The following is a 12,636-nucleotide window of genomic DNA, read 5'->3' on the forward strand; positions in this document are numbered from 1 at the left end:
CTACAAACTTCTACAACATTACCATTTTCTGCCTCAGTAAGAATCCCTATTTTTTCTTCTAATGTCCAACGTCTTTTCATGCCTTAAATTTAACTGTTTAAAATCTGAAATTTTACTCCAGTCTTTTTAGGGGCTAAACTACTGTGTCCAACACTGTTTACAGCGATACCTCCCAACATATCTATGTATTCGTTGCCTTCCACATCCCAAATGCGGGAGCCTTTCCCGTGATCGAAAGTTAAAGGGTAACGTTTAAAAGTTTGTAAATAATACTTTTTATCAAGATCATCGTATGTTCTATTCAATTTTCGTATCATTATTTATGTTTTAAAATTAGATGCTAATTGCTGTTCCAACTTCTTTATTTTCAAAAAGGCATGTAATTTGCTCTGGTACTGTTCCATTGATGATTCTTGCAAGTTTAGCTCCTTTATCTAAGGCAATTTTACAAGAATCTATTTTTGGGATCATCCCGCCTTGAATACATTTAATTTCTTTAAGCCGATCTATTTCAGCTACTTTAAGTTCATAGATAATAGAATCTGGATTGTTCTTGTCGAGCCTTAATCCGTCAACATCTGTTAAAATAACATATTGTTTTGCTGAAAGTGCGCCAGCTATATGACCTGCAAACAAATCGCCGTTAATATTATAATCAAGCCCCTTTTTATCAGAAGCAATACAAGTGATTACCGGAATAAAATCATTTTCTAATAATATTTCGATTAAGGAAGTGTCAACGCTTGCTACATCTCCTACCTGTCCTAAATCAACCAGTTCGACTTTTCCGTTTTTCTTGTGCTCATGCATATGTTTTTTAGCCAGAACGGTTTGTCCATCTTTTCCAGACAAGCCCACAGCTTTATGGCCCATTCCATTTATTATTGAAACCAGACTTCCATTGACCTTTCCTTTCAATGCCATTTCGACATATTCCATTGCTTCAGGTGTCGTTTTTCGTAATCCATCAACGAAATCGGATTCGATATTGGCAACTTTAAGTGTTTCTTTAATAAAAGGGCCACCACCATGAATAATCACGACTTGATATCCTTTATCTTTCAAGGAGCAAATGTTTTCTAATATCTTCGATTTTAGATTTTGATTTGTCATGGCATTGCCACCATATTTAAATAATATTATATTTTCTATCATTATTCGTTTTATAGATTATAAAAGTTATGATTATTTATACTACTATTCGTTTAATGGACTCTGATAAATGAGTCAACACTTCATAATTAAGTTGATCGTTAAAAGCGCTTACCTTTATTTCTAAATCACCTTGTTTTGCAATAATAATTACCTCTTCACCAACTTCTGCATCAGGTACATTCGTAATATCAGCGATAATCATATTCATATTTACAACACCTATAACGCAACATATCCAATTGGGATGAGTGCAGTTTTAATATTTGTTTGTGCAATATACACAATTCCATAGCAAACAAATTCACCACTTTCAACTTGTTTAATAGACATTATCTGACTATTCCATCTTAATATTCTTTTTAAAAAGAGTATTGAGATAGTCAAAATTTGATTTTAGTTTCTTAATATCTAATGTTACAAAGGCCATGATTATTGTTTAAGATTAAACAATGAACTATATTTTAAATTGTAATATATTAAGTCGTATATACAGAATTCAACAATACATAATCCATCATTAAATCTACAACTTAATCTTCTGATTTTAAAGGCCTAATGTCTTAAACTAACTCCCGGCTAATACTTTCCGGTAGTCGAGCTAAGATTTCATAATTTAATGAGTTATTCATTTCAGCAAATGACGTAAATGAAATTTCGTTTACATCTTGTTTACCAATAAGGATAACGGGGTCACCTACTTTTATTTTCGGTAAATTTGTAATATCGCAAATGATCATATTCATATTAACAGTGCCAACAATTGGAGCAATAAAACCATTTACAATTACATGACCATTATTACTTAATGACCTGCTGTAGCCGGTAGAGTATCCAACCGGAATAATCATAATTTTAATTGTACGCTGTGCTTGAAAACTCATTCCGTAGCCAATAAATTCGCCCTCAGTAACTGTTTTCACCAATGCAACTTCTGTACACCACCTCAACGCTCTTTTTAATGGATCGGTTTTGTCTTTTCGTCTATGAATGTAATGAATGAATGTTTCTGTTGTTGGCCAATATCCATAAAGTATAATACCTACTCGAACCAAATCAAGTCTTGTTTCAGGATAATTAATTGTTGCAGCCGAGCTTGCAATATGCTTAACTTCAGAATATATATCATTGTCGTTTAATAATTTAACTCGCTTTTTAAAAACGGAGAACTGTTTTTTTATACGTATTTGGTTTGCGATGCTTTCTGCTCCCGCAAAATGGGAACATATGCCTCTAATTATTAATGATTCCTCATTGGCTTTAATCATCGGTATTATTCTTCTTAATTGCTTAATCTCAAGCCCGGTCCTATTCATCCCCGTTTCCAAATCGATATGAATAATTGCTTTTTTTTGAATTCTTTTGACTGTTTCTAGAACCAATTTAAACGCTTCAGGACATGAAACAAAAAATTCTATATCATTTTCAATAACCCATTGATAATCTTCTTTATAAATAAAGCCCATTATCATGATTACGGATTTTGGAGATTTTACTTCAAAAGCTACTTTTGCTTCCGCTGAAGAATAAACTGAAAAATGATTTATCCCAAGTTGTTCTAATGCTGGAACAACAATTTCGGTACCATGTCCATAGGCATTCCCTTTTATTACTGCCGATATGGTGGTTGATTTGTCAAGAAGAGATTTTACAAACTTCACATTCTGTTCTAAAGCTTCCGATTTTATTACAATTTGTGATGTACTTGCCATTTATTGAATCTTTAGAATTAAACTGGGGTTCGGGCATAATTTTGAATAATTTTCTTTTTCTTTTAATGAACATACCCCTGGAAAATCGCCAAAATAACCCAACATATCGGTGATAATTTGAAAATGAAGATGTGGTGGCCAATTCCCATTTTCGTTTTCATTTCCAATTGTTGCAAAAAGTTCTCCTTGTTTAATTTTTTGGTTTACTTTTTTGCCTTCTAACGATTTTATCGAAAGATGTCCGTACAGCGTATAAAAAGCGGTTTTTTCAATTTCGTGCTTTAAAATGATAGTCGCGCCGTAATCACCAAAATTATCATTATATTTAAAACTATGAACTACAGCATTATAGGGAGATAAAACTGGCTCGTGCACCTTACACCAAATATCTGTGCCGAGATGAATGCTTCGAGAATCCTCTTGATTTCCTCCAAAATGTTCACTTTTTCGATATATTACTCTGTTTTCGAAGTAGCCGCCATAACCGAAGTCTGCACTATGTTTTTTTAATGTTTGGTTTATATATTTAGCCAAAGATAGGGTGTCTTTTATAACTAAAGGCGTAATTTCTAAATTGCTTTCAGAAAAATCAAACTGATACAAGCTTTTCTTTTCAAAGTCAATGACCTCTGAAAAGCTGATGTTGTGTTGTTGGATTAATTGGTGTAACATTAAATAAATTTTTTATCAATAAATTTTGAATTAAGCAAACGAGCGACTCCCATATAAGATGGTTTAAAGCATATTGTATCACCAACATGATATTTTGTTTTCCCCTCGGGTGTTTTATTTGTACCAATATTAATAACGGTCATATCGGAAGTGATTCCCACGAATTTAATAACCTTATCGTTGGTCTCAATATCATGCCTGTCCACATCAAGCATTCCGAAATCAAGGATGGCTTTATAGCTCTGTTCGCTCACATCTTCTTCGTTATAATCGGCAGTATGACCAATATTTGCATCACTAATAATACCATCCGGAACAAGGCCCTTCTCATCTAATTCAATAATATTTGCATGAAATTCGAATGTATTGGTTGATAAGTTCAAAAATTGCTTATTTTCCAATGGGCTTGTCCCAAAAAATGCAGCTTCGCCTATTCTAAAATGATTGATGTTTTTTGGAATTATATTTTGCGTTATTAAGGGCAAAGTGATAGAACTTCCACCAGAAACATATTTAAGTTCTTTATTAAATTTCGCAGAAATTAGTTCTTTATAAAGAGACAGCTGCAAAAGCTTATCATAATTGGGCTCAACACCATACATACAACCCAAATTTGAACCCAATCCAATCACTTCAATATTTGACAAACTAAATGTCTTTTCGTAAAAATCAATTAAATCATCTCTTTGCACGCCTTCTCGCAATTCACCCAATTCAATCATAATAATAATTTTATGGATTATGTTTTGTTTTTGGGCAGCCGTATCTAATGCTTTTATGGTTTTGTATGATGAATTTAATGAAATATCAGCATATTCAACTACTTCATCGGCATACATTATAGCCGGTGGTTTAATATAAATGGTTCGTATATCCGGATTAACTTTTTTCAGGTTTTTCAGGCTCGTAAGTCTTGAATCGCCAACAGAACCAATATGTTCAAGTGTGTCTTTTGTTAATATATTTTTCAAAAAATCAATATCACCAGAGAAAACCTTTGTTATTAAACTCCATTCAATATGGTGCTCTTTAAAAAACTGACTTAATGTTTTAATGTTGTTTTTTATTTCTTCGGTATGTATTATTAATTCAGCCATTTATATGATATAAGTTTAAAATTGCTTGCTTCGGATTTATCTCTGCGAACTTTTATAAATTTGATAAAACAGTTTTACACCAGTTTCAATTATATCATCTGGAAAATCAAAATCCGGATTATGAAGTTGAGGCTGATTATTACCTGAACCTAATCCGAAATAACAAGCCTTGTGTATTTCGGTATAATAGCCAAAATCTTCCGACCACTTAAAAGGCGTTTTCAAGTGCTCGACTTCCAAACCAATTTGTTTTGCCGATTGTTCAACGACATCAACACATTGATCATTATTAACTGTTGCCGGAAACACTTCATTATAGGAAATCTCACAGCTTAAGCTTTCTGAGCTAGAGATTTCTTGTATTATTTTCTCACATTGATTTGTAAGCAAGTCCAGATCTTCATTTTCGAAAGCACGTAGTGTAATTCTCATTTCGGCGTAGCCTGGTGAGGTGCCAAAAGATATTTCACCCAATTGTATGTGGATAATGGTCAGCAAAATAAAATCACTAAAAAGAGTTTTGTCCTCTCTTAAGCTATGTAGTTTGCTGATAACTCGAGAAATAGCATCTGCAGGACTGATTCCATTTTGAGGTTCGGCAGCATGGGCTGTTTTTCCAGTAAGCTTCACTGTCATCCCCTTTGATCCAGACGCAAAACTTCCTTTTTTAAGGATTATTCCATGTTTTTTAAAGCCCGGCACATTGTGAAGCGCAAACATATAGTCTGGATTAATCGTTTTGAATTTAGGGTTCTCCATTACATCACGTGCACCTTGCTCTACTTCTTCGGCTGGTTGAAAAAGTAAAATTACTTTCCCTTTAGTCGGACGATCATTCGAAATTTTTTGAGCCAAACCAGTTAAAATCGCCATATGTCCATCGTGTCCACAGGCATGAGAGATATTATTATTCACTGATTTATATTCAACTCTGGTCATTTCTTTAATAGGCAAAGCATCCAGTTCGGATCTAAACAGTATAGTTTTCCCCGTCTCTTTTCCATTAAAAACAAATAATACGCCTGTATCTCCAAGTCGGATAATCTCGTCAGCATTGTATTCTTTTATAAAGTTTATGATTTGTTCTGAAGTATGATGCTCATCATTGGAAAGTTCAGGGTATTTATGCAATTCCCTTCTAAGCTTTATTATTTTCTGATTCATATATTCGTTTTAAAATTATAAAGTTAGTAAACATTTTTATCTGTTATAAAAATTTATAATTTGGTGATACAGAACGTTCACTACAAAATTTAATCATTGACTTGTGAGTCACAATACGATTAAATTTTGTCATGCTCGTTTCATAAATATTATCTCTTAGACAATGATTGGATAGAGACAAAAATGATTGCTGAAAATGTAATCCCGAAGAAATTTGCATCTAATCCAAAAGGCAAGGCCATTTCGGTTAAAATAAGAGCCAAAGTCGTTCCTCCTCCAAAAAGCATTGCATACAGTGCTGCTTTTGCTGATGGCTTTTTTAAAAACATAAAACCCAAGACAGGAACAAATAATCCGGAAACCATAAAAGCATAAGAATACAACATTAAATCAAGCACATTTTGCATCATAGTTGCCAGAAGAATTGCGAGTATACCAATGACTAATGTTGCTAATTGTGAATACCGAATCCCATTGGTGTTTTGTTTTGAGAGCCTTAATATATCTGTTGTAAAATTACCTGATGCCGCCATTAAACAGCTATCAGCCGTTGACATGATTGCCGAAAAATAAGATGACATTAGCAAACCCATCAAGCCAACAGGGAAAATATGTGTTAAGAGTAAAGGCAAGCCAATTTCTGCATCTATAGGACTGCCGGGAGCGTATCCAAATTCAGTAAACATTCCTTGTTCAAAGGCAACCCTGCCCAGCAATCCTAAAGTAATTCCCATAAATGCCATGACAGGCCATTCAAACAAACCAGCTATAAACCAAGCTTTTTTTGCTGTTTTCTCATCTTTTGATGCGTAGATTCGTTGATACAAGGTCATACCAACAAACCAAATAGGAACGATTGTAATAAGCCAGTTAATAAATTGAACAGAAGTAATATTGGTTAGACTTAAGAAGTCATCTGGTAAATAAATACGGATAGCTTCCCAGCCTCCAACTTTTATGAAACCTAATGGAATACCAATTACTATTAGACCAACCATGAGTATAATCCATTGAATCGTATCGGTAAAAATAACAGCTTTAAGCCCACCAAGAACGGTATAGCCAATGACTACAACTCCCATTAATAATACAGCATCGACAATAGTTATTGAAGGAAAAGTTGCTGCAGCTAATTTTGCGCCTGCCAATACTTGAGAACTGGTAAACCCAATATAACCAATCAATGAGATTATACCAGCTGAAATGGCTACTTTCCTATTGTAGAAATGATTGAGAACTTCGGGAAAACTAAGGAAATTATGTTTCCTTGCCAGAGGATATATTATGGGAATAAGTACAATAGCACTAATCCATGCTCCGATTATGCCAGTAAACAGCATCCAACTACCCGACATACCAATTAAAAAGCCTAAACCTCCTAAGCCTATAGAAAATCCACCACCAACGTCTGTAGCAACAACAGATAAACCAATATGGAGGGAGGTCATTTCCCGACCTCCCACATAATAGTCATCCTGCGATTTATTCCGTTTTAGAAAATAGATGCCAACACCTAGCATGGACATCATGTAGATTACAAATATCGAAATATCGATGAAATGCATAGGCTATTTTTTCAATCGCATTTCAACATACTTGCTGCTAAAACCTACTTTTTCGTATAAAAATCTTGCTGGATTTTCAGGTTCAACGTGCAATGCAATGCTTCCTTCTGTCAGTTCAATCGCTTTTTGCATTAAAAATTTCCCGATGCCTTTACCTCTATGATCTTTGTGAGTGGCTATATAAACCAATATGTTTTCTGGAATATAATCTTTCATCCCAGTTTGATTAACTATAACCACACCTGAAATTTCATTTTCTAAAAATGATACCAAAACAAAACCGCCAAAAGAGGTCGTTTCTTTCAATGCGTAATTAATACATTTTTCTATATCAGACTTTGGATCTCCATACTCTTGTAGATTTTCAAATAAGAAATTAATGATGCTTTCTTTTTCTGTTGTATTGGGTTTGTTTTCAGGGTTAAATACTTTTGTTTGAATCATAAAATAAATTTCGGTTTAACTAAATTGATAAATATAGTGGTACAATCTAATCAAATTATTGAGATATCCAAATCTTTTTACAATTGGGAGCTAATGGATTACGTATTGAGTAGGCAAAGAGAGTTTGACTTCGTCGATCTTCAACTCAGCCTAAGCCTCTTAGAGGAAGACATCTAACAGCTCATTCACTATACTGTTTATTAAATCTGTATGAGAATTCCTCCTCTACGTTTAAAATTTCAATTACTTATTAGTATTCAATATCATGAGTTGGAAATATGGGAAGTCTTACTTTTTAAGTAGAATACCCATCCATATATTTTTCGGGATGTTTGGGCAGGTGGTTTGTATTTTACAAACTAAAACACCACTTTTAGCTTTATAGCTTGAATTTCCTTTACCCTTACCCTCCATTCTCCATCTAAAATATTAATTTTACTGATTATCACACGACGACAAGATGGAAGACAACAAAGAACTGAGACTGGCTTACGATTATATAGAGAACACAAATACCAACATTTTTCTCACAGGAAAAGCTGGGACAGGGAAAACCACTTTTCTGCACCGACTGCGTCAGGAATCACTCAAACGAATGATTGTTGTGGCACCAACCGGTGTGGCTGCTATTAATGCGGGCGGTGTTACGGTTCACTCTTTCTTTCAGTTGGGCTTCAGCCCCATTATTCCTGAAGATGAATACACAAACAAGGGGGAACAAGCTCCTGAGAAACGCTTCAATAAAACCAAGATAGATATCATCAAATCACTCGATTTATTGGTTATTGATGAGATCTCTATGGTTCGTGCCGACTTATTGGATGGCATTGATTCTGCCTTGCGTCGTTATCGCAAATCGAAACTGCCTTTTGGCGGTGTTCAGCTGTTGATGATTGGTGATTTGCAACAATTGCCTCCCGTAGTGAAACAGGAAGAATGGTCGATATTGAAACGTTTCTATGCTACTGAATTTTTCTTTAGTTCAAGAGCCTTACAAAAGTCGCCACACATTTGCATTGAGCTGAAACACATTTACCGCCAGAAGGATGAAGACTTTATCCAAATTCTGAATGAGATTCGTAACAACCAGCTTTCTGATCAATCGCGCCGTAGATTAAATGCCAATTACAAGCCCGATTTCGATCCGGATGATAAGGATTCTTACATCACTCTAAGTACTCACAACCGCAAGGCTGAGGATATCAACGAGATTAAGCTAAAAAAGCTAGAGGCAGACAAAATGAGTTTTAAGGCCAGTATTGATGGTCAATTCCCCGAATACGCCTTTCCTACTCTCGAAAAGCTTGAGCTAAAAAAAGGTGCTCAGGTTATGTTTGTGAAAAATGATTCTCAATCAGCCAAGCGTTTCTATAACGGAAAGATTGGAACGATCACCTTTATGAATAAGGATAGTATCAGTGTAAAATGCGAGGGAGACCAAGATGTGATCGAGGCTGAAATGGAAACCTGGCAGAATATCAAATTCTCCATTAATGAAAAAACCAAGGAGATTGAAGAGGAGGTCATCGGCAATTTCAAACAATTCCCACTAAAATTAGCTTGGGCTATTACCATTCACAAATCTCAGGGTTTAACCTTCGAAAAGGCGATTATCGATGCCGCTTCAGCCTTCGCACACGGACAGGTTTACGTGGCTCTCTCGCGTTGCAAATCGCTTGAAGGCATGGTGTTAAAAACGCGAATCAATCCGCAAGGCATTATTTGCGATAGCTCAGTGGCAAGTTTTAATCAGACGATGAAAGATAATCCGCCAAAGCAGGAGGATCTTTACAAAGCCAAACGTGACTATCAGCTTTCATTATTGAAAGAGCTTTTCGATATGGATTTGATCTACCATTACGCCTATCGATTAAATAAAGTGTTTGAAGACTACCCAACAACCTCTCAAGGCGATTGTAAGGAAAAACTAAAAGCCGTTATCAATTTAATTAAACCCGAACTGGTTAAGGTTGGTCAACAATTTTCCAACCAATTGTTTCATATGTTTGGAGCTTCCCCTAGTCTTGAGAATGACAAACACTTTCAGGAGCGCGTACATAAGGCTTGTCAGTATTTTATCCCCAAGCTTGAACTCTATCTATTAGAGCCAGTGCATCAAGGCTATTTCGATACCGACAACCAAGCCTTGGAGAAAACCGTAAAGGAGCTCCGCCTTCGGATTGTAGAGCTTACTCAGGTAAAACTAGCTTGTATGCTTCATTGCGATCATGGTTTTGTACTTAAGGATTTCCTTGAACTCAAAGCGAAGGAGCACCTCAAGACGATTAACTTTAAACGAATGCCGAAGCAAGAGGATTTTGCTGCAATTGTCGATTATCCAGAACTGTTTAAACAACTTAAAGATTGGCGATATGCCAAAGCAGATGAATTGAACACAAGCGTAGCCTCAATTATTAGTCTGAAAGTAATTGTGCAAATATGCAACAGCTTGCCACAAAATAAATTGGCCTTAAAGAAGATGAAAGGCATAGGAACTAAAAAGATTGATGAATTTGGTTTAGAACTTCTAAAACTGGTTGATGCTTTTAAAAAAGAGAACAAACTATCTCAAGTTCCCGATATCTTTTCATTAGCCGAGAATCAGGAATCCAAGAAAGTCAGCAGTAAAGAAAGAAGCTTCTTAATGTATAAGGAAGGCAAAAGTATTCCTGTCATCGCAGCCATGCGTGATCTAACTCGTTCTACTATTGAAGAACATCTGACCTATTATGTGGGCATTAATGCCCTTCCCATCAGCCGTTTTGTTGATGATGAAAAACTTGAAAGCATTATGGCTTATTTCAACAATCATGAAGTTAATGCCTTAAATGACGCACAAAGAGATTTGGGTAAGAATATTAGCATGAGTGATTTACGCTTTAGTCTCGCTCACTGGGAAAATGTGAAAAATCAAAAAACAAGCTAAATTGCTACAATCAAAAAACCACCTCATTGCTGAGGTGGTTCAATTAAATCGACTCAAGCAAGTCAATCTATATACTTTTATATTATGCTTCTAATAAGGCTTTCTCAGCATCAAGTTTACGAGTCACTCGACCATAAATAATCAAAGATATTGCCGATACGCCTGCAATGGCTACAAAATAGTACCAGATGTAATGTGCATGCGCAGATGCCACTTCCCACTCGGCATGACTCTCAAACAAATGAGGATCTGGACAATATTTTGATAATAAAAATCCAGATAAACCAAATCCTACTATTGAAGATATGAATGAGTGTAAATGACTAAATCCCAAATACATTCCCTCTTCTCCTTTAGGTGCTTGCAAAGAAAAGTACTCTAAGAATCGAGGCGAAATAAATGACTCGGCAAACCCCTGGAATACAATACCAATAATCATCATGAAAGCAACTGGGTGTAGACTAAAAAGACCCAAGTCTATTGATTCCACATCTAAAAGATTTCCAGCCGCCATACACATTGCAGACACAGGCATTATAAACATACCTACAGTCATGGAAAATAGGGCTGTTTTCTTTCTCATCACTTGAGTGATTAGGCCAACAAAAAGGAAAACAATCAAAGGGTTAACATTAGCATACCAAGAAGGTGATGCGCCTTCGCCTGCCATACGCAATACATACTTTGGCATTGTAGCATACAATTGGTGTTGAACCATCCAGAATCCTGTTACAATCAAAATCAAAGCCACTAAACGACCATTAGAAAGTACCTTGAGCAAAGCATCCCAAATTTCCGACATACTCTTGCCTTCACCTTCACGACTAGTCGTCTTAAAAAAGAAATAAACGGCTATCAGACCAAGTAAAGTTGCTCCAGCCGAGAAATAATTTAAGGTGATTAATCCTTCATTTCCCATTGCCTCTCGCAATGGCTTTACAACGGTTTTCCCAGAAAAGGCTCCAATATTTACCATTGTGTAAAAAATAGAAAAACCTCTAGCACGATTAGCTACAGTAGTTTCCTTAGCAACGGTACCTGTAATTACCGATTTAATGAATGATCCACCAATCATTATTAGGATAATAATTGGGATTATAAACCATTTATGAGAACTGCTCTCTAATCCTGTAAAGGTTGTAATCTTGGTGTATTCTACCAATCCTGCCGATTCGAGCATTGTTGGAAATATGGCTAATCCTGCATATCCAATACTCAATAGTGAAAATGCAAGTAATAATGCATTCTTAAAACCCATTTTATCGGCTAATGCTCCACTAAAAGTAGGTAACAAATATAAACCTCCTGAGAATAAACCTGAAATTAAGGCGGCTTCCACATCCGTAAACCCTAATATTCGGGATAGATATATTGTAATAACAATAAAAACTCCATAATAGGCCGCTCTTTCCAATAACTCTACCGAATTGGCTACCCAAAAAGCTCTGGAAAAGCCCTCCTTTATCGTACTCTTTTTTTCAACACTCATTCTAATTCTCAGTTAAATTTATTTAAGGTATAGTTGTCCAAATTTTCAGCTTGTAAAAATAGATTTACTTTTTAGATTCACAAGTAGGAAAAACCCGACTTTTCATTTTATCAAAAATCAGTCCTTAAAACCCGACACCCCCTCTGTTTGGTATGATTTCGATAAAAAAATATTTTTTATTTCATGAAAGTAGCATTTTAAAATCGTAATTGTCAAGCCCTTGCTTGTTTTAACAAAAAATAATCTTTTAGAGAATCAATTATATTTGCGAAACGATCTTTTTTGACTTACATTTGCACCCGTTATCACAACAGATAGCAACACATATTGGAGAGATGGCAGAGTGGTCGAATGCGGTAGTCTTGAAAACTATTGTGCGGCAACGTACCGGGGGTTCGAATCCCTCTCTCTCCGC

10 protein-coding genes, 1 tRNA gene and 1 pseudogene are annotated in these 12,636 nt (G+C 35.4%); 2 read left to right on the forward strand and 10 right to left on the reverse strand.

Annotation, left to right across the window (positions count from 1 at the left end; all coding sequences use genetic code 11):
- Positions 1 to 89: 89 nt before the first annotated feature.
- The 9 genes and pseudogenes from ABY905_RS08095 to ABY905_RS08135 all read right to left on the reverse strand — a co-directional run bounded on the left by ABY905_RS08095 (position 90) and on the right by ABY905_RS08135 (position 7,806).
- On the reverse strand, positions 90 to 317 hold the full coding sequence (locus tag ABY905_RS08095) for an aminotransferase class III-fold pyridoxal phosphate-dependent enzyme (protein WP_372642378.1): 228 nt from the start codon (positions 315 to 317) through the stop codon (positions 90 to 92).
- 16 nt (positions 318 to 333) lie between these two features.
- The gene (gene argB / locus ABY905_RS08100) at positions 334 to 1,155 is read right to left on the reverse strand and encodes an acetylglutamate kinase (protein ID WP_372642380.1); all 822 of its coding nucleotides are present in this window, start codon (positions 1,153 to 1,155) and stop codon (positions 334 to 336) included.
- A 34-nt stretch (positions 1,156 to 1,189) separates the two neighbouring features.
- Positions 1,190 to 1,485: pseudogene (locus ABY905_RS08105) on the reverse strand (alanine racemase C-terminal domain-containing protein).
- Between the two features lie 230 nt (positions 1,486 to 1,715).
- The gene (gene alr / locus ABY905_RS08110; RefSeq protein WP_372642382.1) at positions 1,716 to 2,864 is read right to left on the reverse strand and encodes an alanine racemase; all 1,149 of its coding nucleotides are present in this window, start codon (positions 2,862 to 2,864) and stop codon (positions 1,716 to 1,718) included.
- Complete coding sequence (locus ABY905_RS08115) at positions 2,865 to 3,536, reverse strand: peptidoglycan DD-metalloendopeptidase family protein (RefSeq protein WP_372642384.1); 672 nt, start codon at positions 3,534 to 3,536, stop codon at positions 2,865 to 2,867.
- Positions 3,536 to 4,633: an alanine racemase gene (locus tag ABY905_RS08120; protein WP_372642386.1), complete on the reverse strand. Its 1,098-nt coding sequence runs from the start codon at positions 4,631 to 4,633 to the stop codon at positions 3,536 to 3,538. The genes ABY905_RS08115 and ABY905_RS08120 overlap by 1 nt, the downstream gene beginning before the upstream one ends.
- Positions 4,634 to 4,669: 36 nt before the next feature.
- Positions 4,670 to 5,797: an amidohydrolase gene (locus ABY905_RS08125; RefSeq protein WP_372642388.1), complete on the reverse strand. Its 1,128-nt coding sequence runs from the start codon at positions 5,795 to 5,797 to the stop codon at positions 4,670 to 4,672.
- 149 nt (positions 5,798 to 5,946) lie between these two features.
- Entirely contained in the window at positions 5,947 to 7,362 is a 1,416-nt protein-coding gene (locus ABY905_RS08130) for a sodium:solute symporter (protein WP_372642390.1), read from the reverse strand.
- A gap of 3 nt (positions 7,363 to 7,365) precedes the next feature.
- Positions 7,366 to 7,806 (reverse strand): GNAT family N-acetyltransferase, encoded by a 441-nt coding sequence (locus ABY905_RS08135; protein ID WP_372642392.1) that lies wholly within the window; start codon positions 7,804 to 7,806, stop codon positions 7,366 to 7,368.
- A gap of 460 nt (positions 7,807 to 8,266) precedes the next feature.
- On the opposite strand from ABY905_RS08135, the gene ABY905_RS08140 reads away from it, so the two are divergent.
- On the forward strand, positions 8,267 to 10,732 hold the full coding sequence (locus ABY905_RS08140; RefSeq protein WP_372642394.1) for a helix-turn-helix domain-containing protein: 2,466 nt from the start codon (positions 8,267 to 8,269) through the stop codon (positions 10,730 to 10,732).
- Positions 10,733 to 10,814: 82 nt separating this feature from the next.
- Here ABY905_RS08140 and ABY905_RS08145 read toward each other — a convergent pair whose 3' ends face one another.
- Positions 10,815 to 12,221, reverse strand: coding sequence for an MFS transporter (locus ABY905_RS08145; RefSeq protein WP_372642396.1), 1,407 nt, complete (start codon positions 12,219 to 12,221; stop codon positions 10,815 to 10,817).
- 329 nt (positions 12,222 to 12,550) lie between these two features.
- Here ABY905_RS08145 and ABY905_RS08150 point away from each other — a divergent pair.
- Positions 12,551 to 12,635: transfer RNA gene (locus ABY905_RS08150), tRNA-Ser, on the forward strand.
- Position 12,636: the final 1 nt, after the last annotated feature.

The organism is Ancylomarina sp. (assembly GCF_041555295.1).
Lineage (GTDB): Bacteria > Bacteroidota > Bacteroidia > Bacteroidales > Marinifilaceae > Ancylomarina.